The sequence below is a fragment of the Lysobacter arenosi genome, assembly GCF_016613475.2.
GTDB classification, from domain to species: Bacteria; Pseudomonadota; Gammaproteobacteria; order Xanthomonadales; family Xanthomonadaceae; genus Lysobacter_J; species Lysobacter_J arenosi.
Genome location: NZ_CP071517.1, coordinates 1,482,825 through 1,508,192, shown reverse-complemented (window position 1 = coordinate 1,508,192; position 25,368 = coordinate 1,482,825). Strand labels below are relative to the sequence as shown.

Genomic DNA, 25,368 nt, shown 5'->3' with positions numbered 1-25,368 from the left:
CGCGGACGTTGCCGGATCCTTCCAGTGACATGCCGGGGCCCCTTCTGATCGCGCTTTCCTGGTCGCGTTCAATCCCTCGTGCCGCGTTCAATCACGCAGCCGCGCGGGATGCTCGATGGTGATTGGCCCCCTGTAGCCGCTCACAACGTGAACGTATTCCAAACCATCGCAGAAGTGCAAGCATCCGGAACAGGAAAGTACACGCGCTTGAACAAGAAGCGACTGCGCAATCAGTGAGGTGAATGATGAATGCGCATCGAAGCAGACGCCGCGTGTCTACTTCGCGTGAAAGTGTCGGCTACTTCACAACACTGAATTCGATTCGACGATTGCGCGCGCGTCCCTCATCTGTCGCGTTGTCAGCAACTGGTTGATCCTGTCCATGACCGACGCTGGTCAGGATGGATGCATCGACGCCTTGTTCGATCAGTCGTTGTTTCACCGCGTCGGCGCGATCCTGCGACAGCTTCAGGTTGGCGGCGGCATCGCCGCTGTTGTCGGTGTGGCCGCCAATCTCGATGCGTGTTCCCGCAGGTGACTTCTTCATCGCAACAGCGGCCTTGGCGAGGATCGCGTCGCTCTGCGCGGAGATGCGTGCGCTGTCGGTATCGAAATGCACCACCATCAGGTTCAGCGCATGCACCAGGTCGTCCGCCGTGAAGTCGCGCGAGATCAGCTGGTCCAGCGCCTGCGTGGCTGCATCGCCATTGACTGCAGCGGTTGGCGCTTCGGTGACGCCGGTGCGTTCGCCGTGGCAGCCACGAGGCAACAACACGGCGGCAGCGATCACGCCGCCGATCAACAACCACGGCAGCAGGTGATGGGCCCTGGATCGGGAGCGGGCGGGTTCGACCGCGGGTGGATCTGGTCGCAGTGGTGCTGCCGCAGCGACGCCGGCGGCGCCGACCGCGGACGCGGCCGCCCATTGCCCGAACTCGTCCAGGCCCATGCCAATGCCGCCGAACCAGTGCTCGAGTTTCTGCGACAGCGGGCTGGCCGCGACCGGCAGGTCGCCATGCTCGCTGAGTTCATCGATCGCATCGGGCAGCATCGCGGCCGCGGCTGTGCCTACGGTTGCTGCTGGCAGGCCCAGGCGGTTGCTGAAGCTGGACAGGGTATCGCTGCCGAGGACGCCCTCGAGCTGGGCAGGGGTGATCGGCTGGTTGGGCCCCGGCCCGAGCCAGGAGTCGATCAGATCGCCCAGTCCCTGGTTCCTGAACGACTGGATGAAGCCGGCCGGGCCGCCCTGCTTGGGATTGAAGACCTGCGCCACCAGCAAGCCCATCAAGCGCTTGGCCTGGTCCGGATCGAGGCCGAACCGGCGGCTCACCTGCTCTAGAATCTGGCCGAACATGGCGGTTCCTCCCGCTCAGGCGTCCCGGACTCAGGCTGCGGGGGCCAGCTTCGACGCCGCCCCGGCGTCGCCCCGGCGCCAGGGCAGTACAGCATGGGCGGCGTTAAGGGGGTGGCAGGCCGCCTCCGGCCCCCGCCGGCCCGAAAGTGGCCCAGGACTTGCCGTAACCCGCTGAAACCCCTAAAATTCCGCTTCTGTCCGCCCGGTTTTGGGTGCGGCAGCGACCAAAATAACTACAGAGGAATCTGGTCATGTACGCAGTAGTAGTCACCGGCGGTAAGCAGTACCGCGTGATGCAGGGCGAAACCCTGCGCGTTGAACTGCTCGATGCCGAAGTCGGCAGCGAGATCAAGCTCGACAACGTCCTGATGCTGGGCGGAAGCGACGGCGTGAAGATCGGCGACGCCCTCAAGGGTGCCACCGTCTCCGCCAAGGTCGTCGGCCACGGCCGCGCCGACAAGGTGCGCATCGTGAAGTTCCGTCGCCGCAAGCACCACCGCAAGCAGATGGGTCACCGTCAGCACTACACCGAAATCGAAATCACCGGCATCGCCGGCTAATTAGGAGAAGCAGCCATGGCACACAAAAAGGGCGTAGGTTCCACCCGTAACGGCCGCGACTCCAACCCGAAGTACCTCGGCGTGAAGATGTACGGCGGCCAGGCCATCGAGGCCGGCAACATCATCGTTCGTCAGCGCGGCACCCAGTTCCACCCGGGTTCCGGCGTCGGCCTCGGCCGCGATCACACCCTGTTCGCGCTGGTCGACGGCAAGGTCGAGTTCGCGACCAAGGGCCCGAAGAAGCGTCGCACCGTCAGCGTCGTCTCCGAGTAATCGGATTCGAAGCTGCAGCGAGGGGCCCCGCTTCGGCGGGGCTTTTCGTTTCTGCGATAAGCTCGCATCCGTTCAACAGCTCCACTACTGAAGTAACTCAACGCTCCCATGAAACTCGTCGACGAAGCCGAAATCCAGGTCAGCGCAGGCAACGGCGGCAATGGCTGCGTTGGCTTCCGCCGTGAAAAATTCATCCCGCTCGGCGGTCCCGATGGCGGCGACGGCGGCGCTGGCGGCAGCGTCTGGCTGGTCGCCGACGAGAATCTCAATACCCTGGTCGACTTCCGCCACCAGCGCCAGTTCCGCGCCAAGCGCGGCGAGAACGGCATGGGTCGGCAGATGTACGGCAAGGCCGGCGAAGACCTGATCATCACCGTGCCGGTCGGCACCGTGATCACCAACGTCGGCACCGATGAAGTCATCGGCGACCTGGTCGCCCACGGCGATCGCCTGCTGGTGGCCAAGGGCGGCAGTGGCGGCCTGGGCAACATGCATTTCAAGAGCTCGGTCAACCGCTCGCCGCGCAAGGCGCTGCCGGGCCTGCCGGGCGAAGAGCGCGAGCTCAAGCTCGAACTCAAGCTGCTGGCCGACGTCGGCCTGCTCGGCTTCCCCAATGCCGGCAAGAGCACGCTTATCCGCGCGGTGTCGGCGGCGACTCCCAAGGTCGCCGACTATCCGTTCACCACGCTCTATCCCAATCTCGGTGTCGTCAGCGTCGAAGCGCATCGAAGCTTCGTCATCGCCGACATCCCTGGCCTGATCGAAGGCGCTGCCGACGGTGCCGGCCTGGGCGCGCAGTTCCTGCGCCACCTGCAGCGCACGCGCTTGCTGCTGCACCTGGTCGACATGGCGCCGATGTCGTTCGGCGAGGAAGAGGGCAGCGAGCAGCTGAGCCCGGCCCAGCAGGTGCGCGCGATCGAGCGCGAGCTGGCCAGGCACGACCCGGAACTGCTCGACAAGCCGCGCTGGCTGGTGCTCAACAAGTCCGACCTGCTGCTGGAAGAAGAGCAGCAGGCCGCGGCCAAGGCGATCATCGACGAGCTGGGCTGGAAGGACCGCTGGTACATGGTCTCTGCGATCGGTCGCGAAGGCACGTTCCCGATCATGCAGGACGTGATGGCCTTCTTCGACCGCCAGCGCGCCGAAGCGCTGGAGGCCGCACAGGCAGAAGGCCCGCATGCTCCTTGAGCCTGTCGCGCAGGCAACAAAAAACCCGGCATCGGCCGGGTTTTTGTTTTGCGCTGTCGGCGGTGAGGCCGGGCAGGGCGACGAACTTGACTACCGCTTCAGCGCCGGCGTTGCCGGCGCGTCGGCTGGATCACGCAGCCTTGAGCGCCTTGATACGGGCGTTCAGGCGAGCCTTGTGACGGGCAGCCTTGTTCTTGTGGATGAGACCACGCGAGCTGAAGCGATCGAGGATCGGCTGTGCGACTGCGAAGGCGGTCTCGGCGCCGGCGGCGTCGTTCTCGCCCAGGGCCTTGAGCACCTTCTTCACAGCGGTACGCAGCATCGAACGCTGGCTGGCGTTGCGGGCATTGCGGACGACGGTCTGCTTGGCGCGCTTTTTGGCGGACTTGATGTTTGCCACGGCAAATTCCTGGAAACTGGTAAGAGAAATATGGGATTGCGGAAAATCAGACCGGAAAGTATGGACGATACAATGGGTTGCGTCAACATGGCCGGGCCCAACGGAGCCGGGCCCAGCAGGGCGTGCGTCAGCAGCCGGGGGAAGGGTCGATGAGTGGGGGGCTGTTGCGCTCTACAACCATTTTCAGCGCGATGACGTTCATTTCGCGCGTCTCCGGGCTGGTTCGGGACCAGATCTATGCGGCCGTGTTCGGGGCCAGCCCGGCCATGGACGCCTTCGTGGTGGCCTTCCGGATCCCCAATTTCATGCGCCGGCTCTCGGCCGAGGGCTCGTTCTCGATGGCCTTCGTGCCGGTGCTGGCCGAGTACAAGGCCAAGCACGACGAGGCCGCGGTCAAGGAACTGATCGACCGGGTCGCCGGCACCCTGACCGCCGCGCTGCTGGTGATCACGGCCCTGGCGGTGATCTTCGCGCCCGTGGTGATGCGCCTGTTCGCGCCCGGCTTCGAGCCCGGCAGCGAGCAAAGCGAGCTGGCCGAGCTGATGCTCCGCATCACCTTCCCCTATGCGCTGTTCATCTCGCTGGCCTCCTTCGTCGGCGGCATCCTCAACAGCTACAAGCGCTTCGCCATCCCGGCGCTGTCGCCGGTGCTGCTGAACATCTCGATGATCCTGGCCGCGCTGTGCCTGGCGCCGCAGCTCAAGGAATGGGGCTACGAGCCGGTACTGGCGCTGGCCTGGGGCGTGTTCGCCGCCGGTATCGCCCAGCTGGTTTTCCAGCTGCCGTCGCTCGCGCGGATCGGGCTGCTGCCGCGACCGCGCTGGGGCGGTTCGCATGGCGGCGTGCGCAAGATCATGAAGCTGATGGTGCCGACCCTGTTCGGCTCGTCCGTGGCCCAGGTCAACCTGCTGTTGAACACGATCATGGCTTCGTTCCTGATCAGCGGCAGCGTGACCTGGCTGTACTACACCGACCGCCTGCTGGAATTCCCGCTGGGCATGTTCGGCGTCGCCATCGGCACGGTGATCCTGCCGCACCTGTCGGCGCGCCACGCCGACACCGATCCCGAAGGCTTCTCGCGCGGCCTCGACTGGGGTTTCCGCCTTTGCATGATGATCGGCGTGCCGGCCTGCATCGGCCTGGTGCTGTGCGCCAAGCCGCTGATCGCCGCGCTGTTCCAGCACGGCCATTTCAGCGCCGAGGACACGCGCATGGCTCAACTGAGCCTGATCGCGCAGTCGACCGCGGTGCCGGCGTTCCTGCTGGTGAAGGTGCTGGCGCCGGGCTTCTATTCGCGCCAGGACACCAAGACGCCGGTGAAGTCGGCGGTGGTCTCGGTGGCGGTGAACGTGCTGATGACCATCACCCTGATGCTGGGGCTGCTGTTCCTGACCGACGTCGGCGCCGCGGCACGGGCGCAGTCGACCGGCCTGCTCGATGCCCTGGGTCGCATCCCCGGCGCGCATGCGTTGCTGGCGCTGGCCATCGCGATCGCCGGCTGGACCAACGCGCTGCAGCTGTGGTGGTACCTCAGCCGTTCCAAGGTTTACGAGATGCAGCCGGGCTGGCGCCGTTTCCTGCGCCAGATCGCCGTGGCCAGCCTCGCCATGACGGCGGTGCTGCTGGCCATCCTTTGGGGCTGGCAGGGCTGGAGCGAGTGGCCGTGGTGGGAGCGGGTCTGGAAGCTGGGCGTGCTGGTCGGCGCCGGCGGCATCGCCTATGCCGCCGCGTTGTGGCTGCAGGGCATCCGTCCGCGCGACCTGCGCGGGCACTGACGATGACCAGTGCAGGGGCGAGGGGAATGGAAATCCCTTGCCCCGGCTATACTTAATGGCAATGAGCAGGCTTTTTCGTGACGTCGAGGGCGGGTCCCGGTGCCCGCACGGCAGTGTGGTCTGCATCGGCGCATTCGACGGCCTGCATCTCGGGCATCAGGCGCTGGTGCGCCACACGGTTGCCCGTGCCCGCGCGTTGGGCGTGGAAGCGGTCGTGCTGAGCTTCGAACCGCTTCCGCGCGAGTTCTTCGCCCCGGCGGCACCGCCGCCGCGGTTGCTGCTGACCCACGCCAAGGCCGAGCGCCTGTTCGACCTGGGCGCCGACCAGCTCGGCCTGCTGCGCTTCGACCGCCGCTTCAGCAGCATGTCGGCCGAGGATTTTGTCCGCACGGTGCTGATGGGCCGCCTGTCGGCGCGCGAAGTCTGGGTCGGCCCGGAGTTTCGCTTCGGCAAGGGCCGCGCCGGCGACATCGCGCTGTTGCAGCGGATGGGCGCCGAGCATGGTTTCGGTGCCGGCGAGATCGAACCGTTCCTGCTCGACGGCGTGCGCGTGTCGAGCACCAAGATCCGCGAAGCCCTGCTCGCCGGCGACTTCGACGCGGCCGCCGAACTGCTCGGTCGGCCCTATGCGATCGACGGCCACGTCGTGCCGGGCAAGCGCCTCGGTCGCACGCTCGGTTTTCCGACCGCCAACCTGCGCTTCGCCGGCAAGACCCCGGCGTTGTCGGGCATCTATGCGACCTGGGTGCACGGCGTCGGCGACAAGCCACGCGCATCCGTGTCGAGCCTGGGCACGCGGCCGACCGTGGCCGGCGTGGAGCCATTGCTCGAAGCACACCTGTTCGACTTCAACGGCGACCTCTACGGCCAGCGCATCGAAGTCGAATTCGTCGCCAAGCTGCGTGATGAACTGAAATTCTCCGATCTGCCGGCACTGACCGCGCAGATGCACCGCGACGCCGAGCAGGCCCGCGCCATCCTTTCGCAAGAAGTTTTCGCCTGAGCGCACGCTGTGACCAATAACGAAACCAACCAGTACAAAGCCACCCTGCATCTGCCGGCGACGGATTTCCCGATGCGCGGCGACCTGCCCAAGCGCGAGCCGGTGACCCTGGCGCGCTGGGAAGGCGAGGGCCTGTACCAGCGAATCCGCGAGAAGGTCGGCAAGCGCGAGCGCAGCTTCGTGCTGCACGACGGCCCGCCGTATGCGAACGGCGCGATCCACCTGGGCCACGCGGTCAACAAGGTGCTCAAGGACGTGGTGGTGAAGTCCAAGCTGCTGGCCGGCTTCGACGCGCCGTACGTGCCGGGCTGGGATTGCCACGGCCTGCCGATCGAGCACCAGGTCGAAAAGAAATTCGGCAAGGTCGGCGACAAGATCGACGCCAGCGAGTTCCGGCAGAAGTGCCGCGAATACGCCGCCGAGCAGATCGACCTGCAGCGCACCGACTTCAAGCGCCTGGGCGTGCTCGGTGACTGGGAGAACCCGTACCGGACGATGGACTTCCGCTACGAGGCCGACATCATCCGTTCGCTGGCGAAGATCGTCGAACGCGGCCACCTGGTGCGCGGCGCCAAGCCGGTGCACTGGTGCTTCGATTGCGGCTCGGCCCTGGCCGAGGCGGAGATCGAGTACGCCGACAAGCAGTCCTGGGCGATCGACGTCGCCTACGACGCGCGCGATCCGCAGGCGCTGGCGGCGCTGTTCGGCGCCACCGTCGAAGACGGCGTGCGCGTGGCGATGCCGATCTGGACGACCACGCCGTGGACGCTTCCGGCGAGCCTGGCGGTGAGCGTCGGCCCGGAACTCGAATACGTGCTGGTCGAAGGCCCGCGCATGGCCGACGGCGGTCGCCGCCTGCTGGTGCTGGCCGAAGCGCTGGCCGGCAAGGCGCTGTCGCGCTACGGCATCGAGGAAGTGACCGTGCTCGGTCGCGTCCTCGGCAACGACCTCGACAGCCAGCTGCTGCAGCATCCGTTCTATGCCGATCGCGAGATCCCGGTGCTGGTCGGTGACCATGTCTCGGCCGAGGATGGCACCGGCATCGTCCATACCGCTCCGGGCCACGGCCAGGAGGACTATGCGGTCGGGCTGAAGTACGGCCTGATGGATCGCTACAGCGCCGGCCAGATGAACCCGGTCGATGGCCGCGGTCTGTACCTGCCGTCGACGCCGCCGGCCGATGGCACCACGCTGGCTGGCCTGCACATCTGGAAGGCCGAGCAGCCGATCCTCGACGTGATCGGCGCCAGCGGCCACCTGCTTTTCGCCCACCGCATCACCCACAGCTACCCGCACTGCTGGCGCCACAAGACGCCGGTGGTGTTCCGCGCCACGCCGCAGTGGTTCATCTCGATGGAACAGGCCGGCCTGCGCCGCGACAGCCTGGCCGAGATCGGCAAGGTCGGCTGGGTGCCGGAGTGGGGTGAGGCGCGCATCTACAACATGATCGAGGGCCGTCCGGACTGGACGATCTCGCGCCAGCGCTACTGGGGCGTGCCGATCGCATTGTTCTTCCATCGCGAGACCGGCGAGCCGCATCCGCGTTCGCCCGAACTGATGCGCAAGGTCGCCGAGCGCGTCGAGCTCGAAGGCGCCGATGCCTGGTATGCGATGACCGCCGAAGAGCTGCTCGGCAACGAGGCCGCGGATTACGAGAAGGTCACCGACATCCTCGACGTCTGGTTCGACTCTGGCGTCAGCCACGAGTGCGTGCTCGCGCAGCGTCCCCAGGACGGCCTGCACAAGCCGGCCGATCTCTACCTGGAAGGTTCCGACCAGCATCGCGGCTGGTTCCACAGCTCGCTGCTGACCGGCGTGGCGATGGACGGCGTCGCCCCGTACCGACAGGTGCTCACGCACGGCTTCACCGTCGATGCGCAGGGCAAGAAGATGTCCAAGTCGCTGCAGAACACGCTGGCGCCGCAGAAGGTCATCGACCAGATGGGTGCCGACGTGCTGCGCCTGTGGATCGCCTCGACCGATTACCGCAACGAGATGTCGGTGTCGGACGACATCCTCAAGCGCAATGCCGACGTCTACCGTCGCATCCGCAACACCGCGCGTTTCCTGCTGGCCAACCTCAGCGGTTTCGACCCGGCCGTGCACCTGCGCCCGCTGAACGACATGGTCGCACTCGATCGCTGGATCGTGCATCGCGCCGCCGAATTGCAGGATCGCATCGCCAGCGCCTACGAGCGCTACGACTTCGCCGAGATCGTGCAGGCGCTGTCGAACTTCTGCAGCGTCGACCTGGGTTCGCTCTACCTCGACGTGACCAAGGACCGTCTCTACACGATGCCGGAAGATTCGCGCGGCCGCCGTTCGGCGCAGAGCGCGATGTACCGCATTGCAGAAGGTTTCGCGCGCTGGATCGCGCCGATCCTGGCCTTCACCGCCGACGAGATGTGGCAGCACCTGCCGAAGGTGACGGACAAGGGGCCGCGCGAGGACAACGTGCTGTTCACCACCTGGTACGACGGCCTGGCCCTGCTCGGCGAGGATTCGGTGCTGTCGGCGCAGGACTTCGATCGCCTGCTCGCGCTGCGCGAAGAAGTCAGCAGGACGCTCGAGCCGATGCGCGCCGCCGGCGACATCGGCGCCGCGCTCGAGGCCGAGATCGCGTTGAAGGCCGGCGTTGCCGACCAGAACTGGCTGGCCCAGTTCAGCGACGAACTGCGCTTCCTGTTCATCAGCGGTGATGTAGAAGTCATCGCCGATGACGGCATCAAGGACATCGCCGTGCTGGCCACGCCGACGACCAAATCCAAGTGCGTGCGCTGCTGGCAGTACCGTGCCGACATCGGCAGCGATGCCGCCCATCCGGAGCTGTGCGGCCGCTGCGTGGTCAACCTCAGCGGTGCCGGCGAGTCCGGCGCTGGTGAGAACAGGGAGTGGTTCTGATGGCGCCGGTTCGTCCCAATGCCTTGCCGTGGCTGCTGCTGTCGGCGGCAGTCATCGTGCTCGACCAGCTCACCAAGTGGTGGGTACTGACCTCGCTGCCGGAATACACCGCGATCCCGGTGATCGAAGGCTTCTGGAACTGGTACCGCACCTACAATACCGGCGCGGCGTTCAGCTTCCTGAGCGATGCCGGTGGCTGGCAGAAGTATGTGTTCGTGGTGCTGGCGGTGGCGATCAGCGGCCTGCTTGGCTGGTGGCTGGCGCAGACCCGTCGCAGCGACTGGAAGAGCGCGCTGCCGTATTCGCTGGTGATCGGCGGTGCCCTGGGCAACGTCATCGACCGCCTGCTGCACGGCCACGTCGTCGACTTCATCCAGTGGCACTGGCAGGACCATTACTGGCCGGCGTTCAACATCGCCGATTCGGCCATTGTCGTCGGTGCGGTAGGCATCGCCCTGTTCGGCCTGCTGGCGCCCAAGCCGCAGCCGGCGGCGAGCAAGTAGTCGGCCCCCCCGGAGTACAATGGCGCCATGGATGTCCTGCTAGCCAATCCCCGTGGTTTCTGCGCCGGCGTCGACCGCGCCATCGAGATCGTCAAGCGCGCGATCGAGACGCTCGGCGCGCCGATCTACGTGCGCCATGAAGTCGTGCACAACCGCTTCGTGGTCGACGACCTCAAGCACCGCGGCGCAATCTTCGTCGAGGAACTCGACGAAGTGCCCGACGGCGCCACCGTGATCTTCAGCGCCCACGGCGTATCCAAGGCCGTGCGCGAGGAAGCGCAGCGGCGCGACCTGAAGGTGTTCGACGCGACCTGTCCGCTGGTGACCAAGGTCCACCTCGAAGTGGCCCGGCACTGCCGTGCCGGCCGCGACGTGGTGCTGATCGGCCACGAGGGTCACCCCGAAGTCGAAGGCACGATGGGCCAGTGGAAGCGCGAGGCCGGCTCGGGAAGGATCTACCTGGTCGAGGACAACGACGACGTTGCCGCGCTGGAGATCGACCAGCCGCAGAACGTCGCCTACACGACCCAGACCACGCTGTCGGTGGACGACACCCGCAGCGTGATCGAGGCCCTGCGCACCAAGTACCCGGCCATGCAGGGTCCGAAGAACGACGACATCTGCTACGCCACCCAGAACCGCCAGGACGCCGTGCGCGAACTGGCCGCCAAGTGCGACCTGGTGCTGGTGGTTGGCTCGATCAACAGCTCCAACTCCAACCGCCTGCGCGAGCTGGCCGAGCGCGAGGGCGTCGCGGCCTACCTGATCGACGGCGCGATCGAGATCAACCCGGCCTGGGTCGAGGGCCGCAAGCGCATCGGCGTGACCGCCGGCGCCTCGGCGCCCGAGGTGCTGGTGCGCGGCGTGATCGAGCGTTTGCGCGAACTGGGTGCCCAGCACGTCAGCGAGCTCGATGGCGAGCCTGAGGACATGGTGTTTGCCCTGCCGAAAGAGCTTCGGCTGCAGCTGGTCGATTGACCCATGCCAGGCCCGCCGTACGGCGGGCTTCTGCTTTGCGGGAGTCAGTTGGTGCAGTGCCCGCTGCTCCAGACGTCGTTGCAGCGCTGGTCGCGCGTCATGTCCTTCTCGGCGTTCGCACGCTCCAGGCGTCGCTGCTCCGCGGTCCGACAGGACACTTCGGTTCGATTGCTGCCGATCGGCTTGAAGCGCTCGCAGACCAGGCGTTCGTCCTGGGTGTCGTTGAGGATGCCCTCGATCGCTTCGAGCGAATTGAACAGGGCGATCTGGTCGCGTTCGGGCAACTGGCGGGTGTCGTCGATGCCGCGCAACAGTCGTGTGACGTTGTCCTGCTCGACGAACAGCGCCTCCAGGTTCGCCTGCGCCATGTCCCGATAGCGGCCCTGGCGCGCTCCGGCCTCGGTTCGGATCTGCTGTTGCTGGTCGAGGATGACCTTGGCGCTGGTGCCGTCCGTGTTCTCCGCGACGGCGTGCAGGCACGACAGGAAGGCGAATGCGGCAAGGGTGGCTGCGATCAGGCGGCTCTTTCGCATGCTTGGCTCCGGGCCAGTCAAGGGGCAGGTCCGGGGGATCGCCCGGTCCTCCGGTTTAACGTCGGCCCCGGTCGCGGAGGGCCAGCAACGCTCGTTGACCAAAATGGCCCGCAGCGCCTAGAATTCACGTCCCGCGAGCCGGTCTCGGTTCGCTAGCGCTATCGCCGGAATAGCTCAGTTGGTAGAGCGGCGCATTCGTAATGCGTAGGTCGTAGGTTCGATTCCTATTTCCGGCACCAATGAAAACAAAGGCTTGCAAGGTTCCCGCCTTGCAGGCCTTTTTCATTTGCGGAATTGGGGGGCAGAGTGATCGGGATAGTCCGACTCGCAGGACCGGCGTAAGGTGTATGCCCGGACCTTCCCCCGAGGATTAGCAATGGACCGGAAGATGAAGGCCGCGGTGGTTCGCGCGTTCGGCCAGCCCTTGGTGATCGAGGAGGTGCCCGTGCCGCGGCCCGGTCCCGGCGACGTGCTGGTGAAGATCGAGGCATGCGGCGTGTGTCACACGGACCTGCACGCAGCCGAAGGCGATTGGCCGGTAAAGCCGTCGCCGCCATTCATTCCCGGCCACGAAGGCGTAGGCCATGTGGTGGCGGTCGGCGCCAACGTCAGCCATGTAAAGGAGGGCGATCGCGTCGGCGTCCCGTGGCTGTATTCGGCCTGTGGTTGCTGCGAACACTGCCTCGGTGGCTGGGAGACGCTCTGCGAGCAGCAACAGAACACCGGCTACTCGGTCAATGGCGGTTTCGCTGATTACGTCCTGGCCAATGCCGGTTACGTCGGACATTTGCCGAAGGGCATTGGTTTTGTCGAGATCGCGCCGGTTCTCTGCGCCGGCGTCACCGTCTACAAAGGCCTGAAGATGACCGACACCCAGCCCGGTGACTGGGTGGTGATTTCCGGCATTGGCGGCCTGGGCCACATGGCCGTGCAGTACGCGAAGGCGATGGGCCTGAACGTGGCCGCAGTGGACGTGGACGACGCAAAGCTCGACCTGGCGCGGCGGCTGGGCGCCACCGTCACGGTCAATGCACTCAAGACAGATCCAGCCGTGTTCCTGAAACAGGAGCTCGGCGGCGCGCATGGTGCGCTGGTCACCGCTGTGTCGCCGAAGGCTTTCGAGCAGGCGCTGGGAATGTTGCGTCGACGCGGCACGATGTCGCTGGTGGGCCTGCCGCCGGGAAGCTTCCCGCTGGACATCTTCGGCATGGTGCTGAACGGCATCACGGTGCGCGGCTCGATCGTCGGCACCCGCCTGGACTTGCAGGAATCGCTGGAGTTCGCCGCGCAGGGCAAGGTCTCCGCGACCGTCGCTGTCGACAAACTCGAAAACATCAACGATGTTTTCGACCGCATGCGAAAGGGCGAGATCGAAGGCCGCATCGTTCTCGACATGGCGGCCTGAGGTGAGTCCGCAGGGACGCTGAACCCTTCCGTCCACTCTGCCTTCACCGGAAGTCGCTTGTAGTGGCCAGTCGTGGACGCACACAATTCGCCTTGGTCGCCGGTCTGCAGCACGCCAGCTTTCCGCACGCTCGACGACACCGCGCAGCACAATCCGCAAGCACCCATCGAGAGGCAGGCCCGTGGACAGCATCCGCAACCTACCCATCACCCGGCGCGACCTGCTCAAGGCAGGCGTGACCTCGGCCTCGGCCATGGCACTGCCCACGCTCGCGGCTGAGGCCAGTGCGGTGGCGCCCCCGGCGCCGCCCGTGGTGCACAAGGTCAAGCTCGACGTGAACGGCAAGGCGCACGAGCTCGAACTCGATACGCGCACTACCTTGCTCGACGCGCTACGCGAGCACCTGCACCTGACCGGCACGAAGAAGGGTTGCGACCACGGCCAGTGCGGCGCCTGCACCGTCATTGTCGACGGTCGTCGCATCAATGCCTGCCTGACGCTGGCGGTGATGCACGACGGGGACCGCATCACCACGATCGAAGGGCTGGGCACGCCCGACAAGCTCCATCCGATGCAGGCGGCCTTCGTCAAGCACGATGGCTACCAGTGCGGTTACTGCACGCCGGGACAGATCTGTTCGGCCGTGGCGATGCTCGACGAGATCAAGGACGGGATTCCCAGTCTGGTCAGCGCCGACCTGACGGCGCGACCCCGCCTGGGCACCGAGGAGATCCGCGAGCGCATGAGCGGCAACATCTGCCGCTGCGGCGCGTACTCCAACATCGTCGATGCCATCACCGACGTGGCGGGGAGGTCGGCATGAAAGCCTTCGGTTACGAGCGTGCCAAGTCTCCCGCCGAGGCGGCGGCCGCCGTCGCGCGGATGCCCGGCGCGAAGTTCATCGCCGGCGGCACCAACCTGCTCGACCTGATGAAGCTGGAAGTCGAAACGCCCAGCCACCTGATCGACGTCAACGGCCTGGCGCTCGACAAGATCGAGAAGGCCCGCGACGGCGGCCTGCGCATCGGTGCGCTGGTGCGCAATACCGACCTGGCCGCCGACGCCCGCGTCCGCCGCGACTACGGCGTGCTCTCGCGCGCGCTGCTGGCTGGCGCGTCCGGCCAACTGCGCAACAAGGCGACCACGGCAGGAAACCTGCTGCAGCGCACGCGTTGCCCGTACTTCTATGACACCAACCAGCCCTGCAACAAACGCCTGCCCGGAAGCGGCTGTGCGGCGCTGGAAGGATTCAGCCGCCAGCACGCGGTGATCGGCGCCAGTGAGTCGTGTATCGCCACCCATCCCAGCGACATGGCCGTGGCGATGCGTGCCCTCGACGCAACGGTGGAGACCGTGCGTGCCGACGGTTCGACGCGCAGCATGCCGCTCGACGAACTTTATCGGTCCCCGGGCGCGACCCCGCACCTGGAGTACACGCTGGCCCCAGGTGAACTGATCACCGCAGTGACGCTGCCCGAACCGGTTGGCGGGACGCAGATCTACCGCAAGGTCCGCGATCGAGCTTCCTACGCGTTTGCTCTCGTGTCGGTGGCAGCGATTGTCCAGCGCGATGGCACGGGACGCGTCGCCATGGGCGGCGTGGCGCCGCGACCGTGGCGGGTGGATGCGGCCGACGCGGAACTGCCGCGCGGTGCCAAGGCCGTAACCGATCGCATGTTCGCCGGCGCGCGCACCACTGCGCAGAACGAATTCAAGACGCTTCTTGCCCAGCGCACATTGAGTGCGGTGCTGGTCGAGGCGAAGGGATGAGGCCATGAAATTCGATACCCCCGCCGGCACCAATCCCATCGACCAGCTCAAGGTCATCGGCCAGCCGCTCGATCGCATCGACGGACCGCGCAAGACCACGGGCACGGCCACGTACGCGCACGAATGGCATGACGCGTTTCCCAAGCCGGCTTACGGCTACGTGGTCGGCGCCGGTATCGGCAAGGGCCGCATCGCCTCGATGGACCTGACGGCCGCCGAGCACGCGCCCGGCGTGCTTGCGATCGTCACCGCGGCCAACGCGGGGCCGCTGGTCAAGGGCGACTTCAACACCGCCAAGCTGCTCGGTGGCCCCGACATCCAGCACTACCACCAGGCTGTCGCCGTCGTGGTCGCCGAGACGTTCGAACAGGCACGCGCCGCCGCGCAACTCGTTCGCGTGCAGTACAACCGCGGCGGCGGCGCCTACGACCTGCACAAGGCCAAGGCCGGCGCCCAGGTGCCGAAGGAGCCCAAGCCGGACAGCGCGGTCGGTGACTTCGACGGCGCCTTTGCCAAGGCGCCGGTGACCATCGACGAGACTTACACCACGCCCGACCAGTCGCACGCGATGATGGAGCCGCACGCATCGATCGCGGCATGGGAAGGCGACAAGCTGACCGTCTGGACTGCCAACCAGATGATCAACTGGGGACGCGGCGACGTCGCCAAGACGCTGGGCATTCCACGCGAGAACGTGCGCCTGATCTCGCCCTACATCGGCGGCGGATTCGGCGGAAAGTTGTTCGTGCGTTGCGACGCCGTGCTGGCCGCACTGGGCGCGCGCGCCTGCGGGCGACCGGTGAAGATCGCGCTGCCGCGACCGCTGATGGCCAACAACACCACCCATCGGCCGGCCACGATCCAGCGCATCCGGATGGGTGCGACGCGCGATGGCAAGATCACCGCGATCGGGCACGAGAGCTGGTCGGGCGACCTGCCCGGCGGCGGTCCCGAGAACGCGATCCAGCAGACGCGGCTGCTCTATGCCGGTGCGAACCGGATGACGCGCACGCGCCTGGCCGTGCTCGATCTGCCCGAGGGCAATGCCATGCGCGCGCCCGGCGAGGCGCCGGGGTTGATGGCGCTGGAGATCGCGATGGACGAAATGGCCGAAAAGCTCGGCCTGGATCCGGTCGAGTTCCGCATCCTCAACGACACGCAGGTCGATCCGGAGGATCCAAAGCGTCCATTCTCGCAGCGCCAGCTCAATGAATGCCTTCGCCAGGGCGCGCAGCGCTTCGGCTGGAGCCAGCGCCCCAAGGCGCCGGGCGAACGGCGCGACGGACGCTGGCTGGTCGGCATGGGCGTGGCGGCCGGGTTCCGCAACAACCTGACGATGAAATCCGCGGCGCGCGTGCGCCTGGACCGCACCGGCCTGGTCACGGTCGAGACCGACATGACCGACATCGGCACCGGCACCTACACGATCATCGCGCAGACCGCGGCGGAGATGATGGGCGTGCCGATCGATCGCGTGGTGGTCCGGCTTGGTGATTCGTCGTTCCCGGTGTCGGCCGGCTCCGGCGGCCAGTGGGGCGCCAACAGTTCGACTGCCGGTGTCTACGCGGCCTGCCAGAAGCTGCGCCAGGCGATTGCGACGAAGCTGGGCTTCAATGCCGAGGAGGCGACGTTTGCCGATGGCCGCATCCAGGTCGGCGGGCGCGACATCCCGCTGGCCCAGGCGGGCGAGGGCGGGGACGTGGTCGCCGAGGATGTGATGGAGTTCGGTGACCTCGGCAAGAAGTACCAGCAGTCGACATTCGCCGCGCACTTCGCCGAAGTCGGCGTCGACATCGCCACTGGCGAGTCGCGCGTGCGGCGGATGCTGGCCGTATGCGCGGCCGGGCGCATCCTCAATCCGAAGCAGGCCCGCAGCCAGGTGATCGGTGCGATGACGATGGGCATCGGCGCGGCGCTGTCGGAGGAACTGGTCGTCGACAAGCGCCTTGGCTTCTTCGTCAACCACGACCTGGCCGGGTATGAAGTGCCGGTGCATGCCGATGTCCCGCACCAGGAGGTGATCTTCCTCGACGAGGCCGATCCGATGTCCTCGCCGATGAAGGCCAAGGGCGTGGGCGAACTGGGCATTTGCGGTGTCAGCGCCGCGATTGCCAACGCCATCCACAACGCCACCGGCATCCGCGTGCGCGAGTACCCGATCACGCTCGACAAGCTGCTCGCGAAGTTGCCCGTGCTGGCGTAATCGCGCGGCGAGTGTGACGGCCGCTGGACGAGGCACCCCGCGATCGGCCTAGAATCGATCGCCAGCGGCGCGCATCGTGCGCGCGCCGCGACGAATCTCCAGGACCTGCATGACCCGAAGCACCTGGCTGTGGCTGGCCGTTGGCCTGACCGCGGCGGCGCTGGCCGCCACTTTCATTTTCGTGCCGACCCGTGAGGTCGCGATCGTGCCCACCGGGCCGGCGCCGACGCCATTCGCGTGGAAGGCCAGGCTCGAACTGCTCGCCGGTGATGGTGTGACCGGACTGCGCGAGGGCGCCGCGTTGCAGGCCCGCTTCGCCGATCCGTACGGCATCGTCCATGCTGCCGATGGATCGGTTTATGTCACCGACGCCGGCGACAACAACCGCATCCGCAGGGTCGCGCGCGATGGCTCGGTCACCACCGTGGCGGGGTCGGTCGAGGGATTTGCCGATGGCGCAGGTAGCGCGGCCGCGTTCAATACTCCGTCCGGTCTGGCCATCGACGAGGCGGGCAATCTCTACGTTGCCGACACCGGCAACCACGCCATCCGCAAGGTGTCGCCGCAGGGCATCGTGACGACCATTGCGGGCGACGGCAGTGCCGGCTTCCGCGATGGCCCGGCTGCGCAGGCGCAGTTCAACGGGCCCATAGGCGTCGCGGTGGGCAAGGACGGTCGCGTCTATGTCGCCGACACGTACAACGACCGCATTCGCGTGATCGCGCCCGATGGCGTGGTCAGCACATTGGCCGGCGGCGATCGCCCGGGTTACCAGGACGGATTGGGCGCTCAAGCACGTTTCGACACGCCGACCAGCCTTGCGATCGATGCGTTCGGACGGGTCTGGGTCGCCGACACGCGCAACAACGCGGTGCGTCGCGTCACTCCTCGCGGCGATGTCGATACCGTGCTGCTGGGCGCGCCAGACAATCCCAATCCAGTCGTGCATCGCCCACTGAGCCTGGCCATCGCCCACGACGGCGTGGTCTATGTCGCCGAGAACAGCCGCGGCACGGTCTTGCAGTACACCCGTGACGGACGCTGGGCGGTGATCACCGGCGCCAGCCAGGACCAGCGCCTGTCGCGTCCGACCGGGTTGACGATCGATGGCGACGGTGCGCTGTATGTCGCCGATGCCGCCAGCCATCGCGTGCATCGCATCGTGCCCATCTCGACGGATGCGAGCACGCCGCCGGTGCTGACGGTTGGACCCGCCGCCGATGCGCCCTTGCCGGACACGCAGGGACGCTGGCCGCTGCGTCCGCAGGACGGCTGGCATGAAGTCGTCGGCACGCTGGGCGAGGTTCGAGGCAACTACCAGAACGAGAGCCGCGACCATCTGCACGGTGGCCTCGACATTCGCGGTGATGTCGGCCAAGACGTGCTCGCGATCGCCGACGGCAAAGTGTCGAGTCCGACCGCGAGCTGGGCACTGGGCAAGCTTGGCGAAGGACTCGAGCTGGACAGCATCGGCTACATCCACATGCGCGTCGGTCGTACCGCGCAGGGCAAGCCGATCGATCCTGCGCGTTTCCATTTGCTGCTCGACGAAACCGGCAAGCCCGAACGCATGCGCGTGATGCGCGGCACGCGCTTCAAGGCCGGTGACGTGCTGGGCACCATCAACGGCATGGCGCACGTGCACCTGAGCGTGGGCGCCCAGGGCTACGAGCGCAACGCAATCGCCCTCGGGTTCCGCGGTTACGCCGACAGCTACGCGCCGCGCATAGACCGGATCGAACTGTTCGACGCCGCCCAGCAACCGCTGCTGCAGAAGCAGGACGGCCGCGTGCTGCTGTCGCGCTCGCTGCCTGGCGTGCAGATCGTGGTCGATGCCTGGGACCAGGTCGATCGCAACCTGCCGCGCCGCCGCCTTGGCCTGCATGCGCTGGGCTATCAGTGGCTGGATGCGGCGGGGCAACCGTTGCCCGGTTACGAGGCGCCACGCATGAACATCGCCTTCGATCGCATGCCGGCCGACAACGACGCGGTCAAGGTCGCCTATGCGCCCGGCAGCGGCATCACCGTCCACGGCAGCGCGATCACGCGCTTCCAGTACGTGGTGACCAACACCGTTCGCGACGGCGTGCTGGCCACCGGCCAATGGAACCCGGCGGACCTCGCCGCCGGCGACTACATCCTGCGCATCACGGCGAAGGACTACATGGGCAATGCTGCGAGCGCCGGGCGTGACCTTCCCGTGCGACTGCAGTAGACACATCGCGGGACCGATGAATCGAAATCGAAAATTGCGGCACAACCCGCAAACCCCAGGCGTCGACCGCAGTATCCTCGCTCGCTAGAATTCGCGTCGGCGCATTGGCGCAGCATGCGAGGCCGTCGAAATGAGTCTTGTGCTGTACACGGGAACCCACAATGCCTCGAGCTGGGCATTGCGCGCTTGGCTCGCGTTGCGCGAGCAGGGCATCGCCTTCGAGGAGCGGATTGTCGACATCCGCCGGCCGCAACGCTTCGAGAACCTCACCCGCATCGGGCAGTTCTCGCCTCCGGCAGCGGTTCGTGCTGGTCGACGGTGACCATGTGATCTTCGATTCGCTGGCGATCATGGAGTACGCCAGCGAACTGGGAACGACGCCACTGCTGCCTGCCGACATCCACCAGCGTGCCAGGGCGCGATCGCTGCTGGCCTGGGTCCATGGCGGTCTATCCGGCATCTGCTCTCGACTGTCGTTCGAAAGCTCGTTCTATCCGCAGCGGCGCGCGATGACCGCCGACGAGGTCGAGCAGTCCGATCGCCTGTGCCGGGTCTGGGAGCAGGCGCTGGCCGACAGCGGTGGCCCGTGGCTGTTCGGCGCGTTGTCACTGGCGGATCTGGCCTTCGTGCCCGTGGTCCAGCGCATCGTGTCCCATCGTCCGGACCTCGACGGCTTTCCGCTTGCGCAGGAATGGTGCCTGCGCCTCATGGCGCGACCGGCAGTGATGGAATGGGTGGACGAGGCCCGGGCTTTGCCGGTGGTCGTGATGGACGACTACATGCCGTGAAATGCCGGCGAAGTACGCGCTCTTCAATTTTTCTGGACGCATGGCAACTGGAGCATCGATGCACCGCAATCTGTTGAAGTCTGCCCTGCTCATCGCAGGCTTGGCCGCGCAAGGCGGCCTCGCCGCCAACGAGACAAGCCAACCGGCCACGCTGCATGCACTGCTCGATGCGCAGACGCAGGGTGCGATCGTCCATGATCCCGAGTTGCGCAGCCTGCTCGGCATTTCCGGTGATGGCATCGACCTGTCGGCAAAGCTGACCGATGTCTCGCTGCCAAATCGCGAGGAACGCCGCGCCGAGATGCAGGCCAACCTCGATGCGATCCGCGCCTGGGATCGCAGCAAGCTGGTCGGGCAGGAGCGCTGGAACTACGACCTGGCCACGTGGTTCTACACCACGCAGATCGACCTGATGCGCTTCGACTGGGCACCGGCATGGTTGCCCGTGGGCGCGACCACTTACGCCGTCGACCAGCTCTTCAGCATCCCGGTGACGTTGCCGCAGTTCCTCGACAACAACCACGCGGTCACCGGCGAGACCAGCGCCCGCAACTACATTGCGCGCCTCGGCGCGGCGGCGACCAAGCTCGACCAAGGTGCGCGCGAACTTCGACATGCAGGCCCGGCAGGGCGTGGTGCCGCCGCAGGTCGCACTGGAAGGCGCGGCAACGCAGATCCGCGCATTGCTGAAACCTGCACCGGCCGACAGCGTGTTTGTGCAGTCGCTGCGGCGCAAACTCGGCAAGGTCGCCTCGATCGCACCGGCGCAACGTGAGGCGTTGCTGGCGCAAGCCGCCAGCGCCGTCGGCGAGCAGACCAATCCGGCCTACGCCCGCCTGCTGGCGCCTGGATGAAGTGATCGCGACGCGGTCGGGCAATCGCGGCGTGTGGGCACTTCCGGATGGCAAGGCCTTCTACGACGCAGCGCTGCGCTGGAACACCAGCACCGACCTGGACGCCGACGCGATCCACCGCATCGGGCTGCAGGAAGTCGCAAGAATCGACAAGGAGGTGGATGCCTTGCTGGTGCGCCAGGGACTGCGCGAGGGGACCGTGGGTGAGCGCATGCAGGCGCTGAACAAGGACCCGCGCTTCCTCTACGCCGACTCCGACGCCGGGCGGGCCGAACTGGTCGCCGACATCCAGCGGTCGCTCGACAAGCTGCAACCGCGCATACCCGAGTATTTCGGCCGCGTGCCGACGCAGCGGCTGGAAGTGCGCACGGTGCCGGTGCAGGCGCAAGCAACCGCACCGGGTGGCTACTACTCGCCGCCGGCCATGGACGGCTCGCGGCCGGGCGTGTTCTTCATCAATCTCGGCGACATGGCCGCCAATACGCGCTTCAGCCTGCCGACGCTGACCTATCACGAAGGTTCGCCGGGGCATCACTTCCAGATTTCGCTCGGTCAGACCCTGACCGGTTTGCCGCTGTTGCGCCGCAGCCTCAATCCCAGCGCTTTCAGCGAAGGCTGGGCGCTGTATGCCGAGCAGCTGGCAGCGGAGATGGGCCTCTACAAGGACGATCCCTGGGGCGACCTGGGGCGCCTGCGCGCCGAGATGTTCCGTTCGGTGCGGCTGGTGGTGGACACCGGGCTGCACCGCAAGCGCTGGACGCCAGAGCGGGCCATCGACTACATGCAGGCCAAAACCGGCATGACCGAGGCCGAGGTGCGCATCGAGGTCTACCGCTACCTGGTCCAGCCGGGCCAGGCCAGCTCTTACAAGATGGGGCACCTGAAGATGGTCGAGCTGCGCCAGCGGGCACAGAAGCGGCTCGGCAAGCGCTTCGACATACGCGCCTTCCACGACCTGGTCCTGGGCAACGGCGCGCTGCCGCTGTCGGTGCTGGAGAAGGCGGTGGACGAGTGGGTCGCTACCGTCGCCGCGAGCAGCTGAGCAGGCTCTGAACGTTGCCGGCGAATGAACGTTTCATCTGAACGTTTCATCAACCCGAAATCTGGATTTCACGAATCTTTACTCATGCGCTCGCCACCATGCCGCCTGTTTTTCCGGAAGAGGCGTCGACAAGGTGTTGACCATGCGGATGGATGTTTTCGTGGTGGGGAAGGACGACGGCTATGTAGTGGCGCCCAGCGGCGCGCCGTTGCCCGATGACGAGATGGCGGTCCTGGGCGAGGTCAGCTTCGGCTGGACGCTCGACAGCGAGATGGCCGCGCCGCGCCTGGACTGGCAGGGCATCGCCAAGGACATCGACGCGCGCGGCTACAGCATCGTGCCGCAGGGCGATGTTGGTGGCCTGCTGGGCGCGCCTCAGCAGGAGCTGAGCGCGTTCTACCCGGAGTACCACCTGCGGTTCGCGGCCTAGCCCGAAACCGGCACGCAGCAAGGGCCAGTCTCGCCTGACGCGACGCCGCCCCGTAGAGTGGGCGGCATAACTCCCTCGCGTCGCCGCTCATGCCCAAGCCCGCTGCAAAATCCGCCTCCAAATCCCGCACCGCCTACGTCTGCTCCGAATGCGGCGCGGATTTCACCAAATGGCAGGGGCAGTGCGGCGAGTGCGGCGGCTGGAACACGCTGAGCGAGTTCGTCGTCGAACCGGCGGCCAAGGCCGGCGCCAGCGTCGCCGCAAGCCGCCGCAGCAGCTGGGCCGGGCGCGCCGACGCGCCCGCGGTCACCGCGCTGAGCGAAGTTCGCCATAGCGAGGAAGACCGCGTCAGCACCGGCATCGGCGAATTCGACCGGGTGCTCGGCGGCGGCCTCGTGCACGGCTCGGTGGTGCTGGTCGGCGGTGACCCGGGCATTGGCAAATCGACCCTGCTGTTGCAGGCCATCAGCAAGATGGCCGGGAGCCTGCCTGGTCTTTACGTCACCGGCGAAGAGTCGCTGGCACAGATCGCCGGCCGCGCCGCGCGCCTGGGCGTGCCGGTCGATGGCGTGCACGCGCTGGCCGAGACCGGGGTCGAGCGCGTGCTCGAACACGCGGCCAAAATGCGGCCGGCCCTGATCATCGCCGACTCGATACAGACCTTGTGGACCGAGGAGCTCAGCGCCGCGCCCGGCTCGGTCAGCCAGGTGCGCGAGAGCGCCGCGCGGCTGGTGCGTTACGCCAAGGAAACCGGAACCGCGGTGTTCCTGGTCGGCCACGTCACCAAGGAGGGCGGCATCGCCGGCCCGCGCGTGCTCGAGCACATGGTCGATGCGGTGCTGTATTTCGAAGGCGAGAGCGGCAGCCGCTTCCGCGTGCTGCGCGCCTTCAAGAACCGCTTCGGCGCGGTCAATGAGCTGGGCGTGTTCGTGATGGGCGACAAGGGCCTGCGCGAAGTGCCCAACCCGTCGGCGATTTTCCTGTCAGGCAGCCACAGCCCGCAGCCGGGCAGTTGCGTGATGGTCACGCGCGAAGGCACGCGACCGTTGCTGGTGGAAGTGCAGGCGCTGGTGGATGCCTCGCCGCTGTCCAATCCGCGCCGCGTTGCGGTCGGCATGGAAGGCAATCGCCTGGCGATGCTGCTGGCGGTGCTGCACCGCCACGGCGGTGTCGGTGTCGGCGACCAGGATGTGTTCGTCAACGTCGTCGGCGGCATCCGTGTGCAGGAGACCGCGGCCGACCTGCCGGTACTGCTGGCCGTGCTGTCGTCGCTGCGCGACCGGCCGCTGCCCGATCAGACGGTGGCCTTCGGCGAGGTCGGCCTGTCCGGCGAGATCCGGCCGGTGCCCAACGGCGAAGAACGCCTGAAGGAAGCGGCCACGCACGGCTTCAAGCGCGCAATCGTGCCCAAGTCGAACGCCCCCAAGAGCGGGCGCGTCGGCGATATGGAAGTGATCGCGGTGGAACGGCTGGCGGACGCGCTCGCGTCGGCGGTATGAATCCGGGCGGACCGCCAGGCGAGAACGCCACAGCGGTCACGCAGCCGTTGCCGACCCGTGCCGCTTCGCTGGCGCGGTGGCTGTCGATCCTGCTGCATCCCTTCGTTGTACTGACGGCGCTGGCCTTGCTGGCGGCGTGGCGGCTGGATCCTGGTGGCTTGCTGCGTACCGCAACCGTGGTCGCGGCAATGGTCGCGGTGACGTGGGCGTTCGTGCTGTGGCGCAAGCGCAGCGGGCGCTGGTCGACGGTAGATGCATCTCGGCGCCAGGAGCGACCGGTGCTGTACGCGCTGCTGCTGGTGCTGGTCGCCGCCTGCTGGTGGTGGATGGGCGGCACGGCTTCGCCGATGGCGCGCGGCATCGCGATCATCGGCGCGATGCTCGCCACGGCTGCGGTCCTCAACCGCTGGATCAAGCTTTCGCTGCACATGGCCAGCCTGGCGTTCGCCGGCGTCGCATTGACCGCGCTCATGCCCGTTGCAGGCGTGGTGGCGCTGTGCCTGCTGCCGCTGCTGGCCTGGTCGCGCCTGCGCATGGCCCGCCATACGTGGCAGGAAGTGGTCGCCGGTGCGCTGCTTGGCGTCGCCTTCGGCGTGCTGACGCGCTGGCCCTGAACCCTACACCGCGAACACCACCGTGCGGTGCCCGTTGAGCAGGATGCGATCGTCCAGCCAGTAGCGCAGTGCCTGCGCCAGCACGCGGCGTTCGATGTCGCGGCCGATGCGGATCAGGTCCTGCGGCGTGTCGTGATGGCTGACCCGCTGCGTGTCCTGCTCGATGATCGGGCCTTCGTCGAGGTCGGCGGTGATGAAGTGCGCGGTCGCGCCGATCAGCTTGACCCCGCGTGCGTGCGCGGCATGGTACGGGCGCGCGCCCTTGAAGCCGGGCAGGAACGAGTGGTGGATGTTGATGCAGCGTCCGGCCAGTCGCGTCGCCAGTGATTCCGACAGCACCTGCATGTAGCGCGCCAGCACGACCAGTTCGGTGCCGGTGCTCTCGATCAGGGCCAGCAGCTGCGCTTCCTGCTCCTGCTTGCGACCCTTGGTGACCGGCAGGTAGTGGAACGGGATGCCGTCCAGTCCGAGGTACTGGTAGGTTTCGCGAGGGTGGTTGGAGACCACGCCGGTGATGTCCATCGGCAGCTCGCCGATCCGCCAGCGGTACAGCACGTCGGCCAGGCAGTGGTCGAACTTGGAGGCCAGCAGCATCACCCGCCGCGGCACGTCACGGTCGCGCAGCGACCAGCGCATGCCGAAGCCGTCGGCCAGGGTCGCGAAGGTGTCGCGCAGCGCGTCGATCGCGCCGGACTCCAGCGCAAACACCGTGCGCATGAAGAAGCGATCGGTTTCCAGGTCGTTGTACTGCTGTGCGTCGAGGATGTTGCCTTCAAAGCGCAGCAGGTGCCCGGTCACGGCGTTGACGATGCCGGGGCGGTCGGGGCAGGAGAGGGTGAGGACGTAGTGGGAGGGCATTGGGGGGCCGCGAGGGGGGCTACGCGGTATACAACGCGTTTTGCGTTGCTTTGCGGGCAACCCCGCTCCCGGACTCCGTTCGCCCTGAGCGTAGCGAAGCGGAGTCGAAGGGTGGCCTGCGCTTCCTTCGACTTCGGCTGCGCCTACGCTTCCTTCGACTTCGCCGCTGCGCGGCTACGCTCAGGACGAACGGTGAGAGGGGTGTCGGTCCACCCCTCCGGC

At 66.9% G+C, this 25,368-nt stretch carries 24 protein-coding genes, 1 tRNA gene and 1 pseudogene; 22 read left to right on the top strand and 4 right to left on the bottom strand.

The window, feature by feature from the left end; all coding sequences use genetic code 11:
- Positions 1-298: 298 nt before the first annotated feature.
- On the bottom strand, positions 299-1,354 hold the full coding sequence (locus HIV01_RS07110) for an OmpA family protein (RefSeq protein WP_200605764.1): 1,056 nt from the start codon (positions 1,352-1,354) through the stop codon (positions 299-301).
- A 251-nt stretch (positions 1,355-1,605) separates the two neighbouring features.
- Here HIV01_RS07110 and rplU point away from each other — a divergent pair, with 251 nt between their 5' ends.
- The 3 genes from rplU (at position 1,606) to obgE (ending at position 3,375) form a co-directional block, all read left to right on the top strand.
- Positions 1,606-1,914: a 50S ribosomal protein L21 gene (rplU, locus tag HIV01_RS07105; protein WP_158731474.1), complete on the top strand. Its 309-nt coding sequence runs from the start codon at positions 1,606-1,608 to the stop codon at positions 1,912-1,914.
- 15 nt (positions 1,915-1,929) lie between these two features.
- Entirely contained in the window at positions 1,930-2,187 is a 258-nt protein-coding gene (rpmA, locus tag HIV01_RS07100; RefSeq protein ID WP_200605762.1) for a 50S ribosomal protein L27, read from the top strand.
- A gap of 108 nt (positions 2,188-2,295) precedes the next feature.
- Positions 2,296-3,375, top strand: coding sequence for a GTPase ObgE (gene obgE, locus HIV01_RS07095; RefSeq protein ID WP_200605760.1), 1,080 nt, complete (start codon positions 2,296-2,298; stop codon positions 3,373-3,375).
- Positions 3,376-3,505: 130 nt separating this feature from the next.
- Here obgE and rpsT read toward each other — a convergent pair whose 3' ends face one another.
- On the bottom strand, positions 3,506-3,775 hold the full coding sequence (rpsT, locus tag HIV01_RS07090) for a 30S ribosomal protein S20 (protein ID WP_137833401.1): 270 nt from the start codon (positions 3,773-3,775) through the stop codon (positions 3,506-3,508).
- Between the two features lie 149 nt (positions 3,776-3,924).
- Here rpsT and murJ point away from each other — a divergent pair, with 149 nt between their 5' ends.
- The 5 genes from murJ (at position 3,925) to ispH (ending at position 10,935) form a co-directional block, all read left to right on the top strand.
- Complete coding sequence (murJ, locus tag HIV01_RS07085) at positions 3,925-5,550, top strand: murein biosynthesis integral membrane protein MurJ (protein WP_200605758.1); 1,626 nt, start codon at positions 3,925-3,927, stop codon at positions 5,548-5,550.
- Between the two features lie 61 nt (positions 5,551-5,611).
- On the top strand, positions 5,612-6,553 hold the full coding sequence (locus HIV01_RS07080; RefSeq protein WP_200605757.1) for a bifunctional riboflavin kinase/FAD synthetase: 942 nt from the start codon (positions 5,612-5,614) through the stop codon (positions 6,551-6,553).
- Positions 6,554-6,625: 72 nt separating this feature from the next.
- On the top strand, positions 6,626-9,454 hold the full coding sequence (gene ileS / locus HIV01_RS07075; protein WP_245156984.1) for an isoleucine--tRNA ligase: 2,829 nt from the start codon (positions 6,626-6,628) through the stop codon (positions 9,452-9,454).
- Entirely contained in the window at positions 9,454-9,957 is a 504-nt protein-coding gene (lspA, locus tag HIV01_RS07070; protein ID WP_200605753.1) for a signal peptidase II, read from the top strand. Before ileS ends, lspA begins: the two co-directional genes overlap by 1 nt.
- Positions 9,958-9,984: 27 nt before the next feature.
- Complete coding sequence (gene ispH, locus HIV01_RS07065; protein ID WP_200605752.1) at positions 9,985-10,935, top strand: 4-hydroxy-3-methylbut-2-enyl diphosphate reductase; 951 nt, start codon at positions 9,985-9,987, stop codon at positions 10,933-10,935.
- A gap of 44 nt (positions 10,936-10,979) precedes the next feature.
- On the opposite strand, the gene HIV01_RS07060 is transcribed toward ispH, so the two are convergent.
- Complete coding sequence (locus HIV01_RS07060; protein WP_200605751.1) at positions 10,980-11,468, bottom strand: hypothetical protein; 489 nt, start codon at positions 11,466-11,468, stop codon at positions 10,980-10,982.
- A 163-nt stretch (positions 11,469-11,631) separates the two neighbouring features.
- Here HIV01_RS07060 and HIV01_RS07055 point away from each other — a divergent pair.
- The 14 genes and pseudogenes from HIV01_RS07055 (at position 11,632) to HIV01_RS06995 (ending at position 24,288) form a co-directional block, all read left to right on the top strand.
- Positions 11,632-11,707, top strand: a tRNA-Thr gene (locus HIV01_RS07055).
- Between the two features lie 137 nt (positions 11,708-11,844).
- The gene (gene adhP, locus HIV01_RS07050) at positions 11,845-12,873 is read left to right on the top strand and encodes an alcohol dehydrogenase AdhP (RefSeq protein WP_200606398.1); all 1,029 of its coding nucleotides are present in this window, start codon (positions 11,845-11,847) and stop codon (positions 12,871-12,873) included.
- Between the two features lie 181 nt (positions 12,874-13,054).
- Entirely contained in the window at positions 13,055-13,696 is a 642-nt protein-coding gene (gene paoA / locus HIV01_RS07045; RefSeq protein WP_425600260.1) for an aldehyde dehydrogenase iron-sulfur subunit PaoA, read from the top strand.
- A complete protein-coding gene (locus HIV01_RS07040) occupies positions 13,693-14,643 on the top strand; it encodes an FAD binding domain-containing protein (RefSeq protein WP_200605750.1) in 951 nt (316 codons plus the stop codon). Before paoA ends, HIV01_RS07040 begins: the two co-directional genes overlap by 4 nt.
- Positions 14,644-14,647: 4 nt before the next feature.
- Positions 14,648-16,846, top strand: coding sequence for an aldehyde oxidoreductase molybdenum-binding subunit PaoC (gene paoC, locus HIV01_RS07035; protein WP_200605749.1), 2,199 nt, complete (start codon positions 14,648-14,650; stop codon positions 16,844-16,846).
- Positions 16,847-16,955: 109 nt separating this feature from the next.
- A complete protein-coding gene (locus HIV01_RS07030; protein ID WP_200605748.1) occupies positions 16,956-19,061 on the top strand; it encodes a gluconolaconase in 2,106 nt (701 codons plus the stop codon).
- A gap of 130 nt (positions 19,062-19,191) precedes the next feature.
- Positions 19,192-19,383: a thioredoxin domain-containing protein gene (locus HIV01_RS07025; protein ID WP_200605746.1), complete on the top strand. Its 192-nt coding sequence runs from the start codon at positions 19,192-19,194 to the stop codon at positions 19,381-19,383.
- On the top strand, positions 19,367-19,849 hold the full coding sequence (locus HIV01_RS07020; protein ID WP_200605745.1) for a glutathione S-transferase family protein: 483 nt from the start codon (positions 19,367-19,369) through the stop codon (positions 19,847-19,849). The genes HIV01_RS07025 and HIV01_RS07020 overlap by 17 nt, the downstream gene beginning before the upstream one ends.
- A gap of 1 nt (position 19,850) precedes the next feature.
- A pseudogene (locus HIV01_RS07015) lies at positions 19,851-20,471 on the top strand (DUF885 family protein); the annotation flags it as partial.
- Positions 20,464-20,703, top strand: coding sequence for a hypothetical protein (locus tag HIV01_RS18305; RefSeq protein WP_425600259.1), 240 nt, complete (start codon positions 20,464-20,466; stop codon positions 20,701-20,703). The pseudogene HIV01_RS07015 and the gene HIV01_RS18305, both read left to right, overlap by 8 nt.
- On the top strand, positions 20,621-21,745 hold the full coding sequence (locus tag HIV01_RS07010) for a DUF885 domain-containing protein (protein ID WP_342367068.1): 1,125 nt from the start codon (positions 20,621-20,623) through the stop codon (positions 21,743-21,745). Before HIV01_RS18305 ends, HIV01_RS07010 begins: the two co-directional genes overlap by 83 nt.
- 142 nt (positions 21,746-21,887) lie before the next feature.
- A complete protein-coding gene (locus HIV01_RS07005) occupies positions 21,888-22,175 on the top strand; it encodes a hypothetical protein (protein ID WP_200605743.1) in 288 nt (95 codons plus the stop codon).
- An 89-nt stretch (positions 22,176-22,264) separates the two neighbouring features.
- On the top strand, positions 22,265-23,674 hold the full coding sequence (gene radA, locus HIV01_RS07000; RefSeq protein ID WP_200605742.1) for a DNA repair protein RadA: 1,410 nt from the start codon (positions 22,265-22,267) through the stop codon (positions 23,672-23,674).
- The gene (locus tag HIV01_RS06995) at positions 23,671-24,288 is read left to right on the top strand and encodes a phosphatase PAP2 family protein (RefSeq protein ID WP_200605740.1); all 618 of its coding nucleotides are present in this window, start codon (positions 23,671-23,673) and stop codon (positions 24,286-24,288) included. Before radA ends, HIV01_RS06995 begins: the two co-directional genes overlap by 4 nt.
- A 3-nt stretch (positions 24,289-24,291) precedes the next feature.
- Here HIV01_RS06995 and purU read toward each other — a convergent pair whose 3' ends face one another.
- The gene (gene purU / locus HIV01_RS06990) at positions 24,292-25,146 is read right to left on the bottom strand and encodes a formyltetrahydrofolate deformylase (RefSeq protein ID WP_200605739.1); all 855 of its coding nucleotides are present in this window, start codon (positions 25,144-25,146) and stop codon (positions 24,292-24,294) included.
- Between the last annotated feature and the right edge of the window lie 222 nt (positions 25,147-25,368).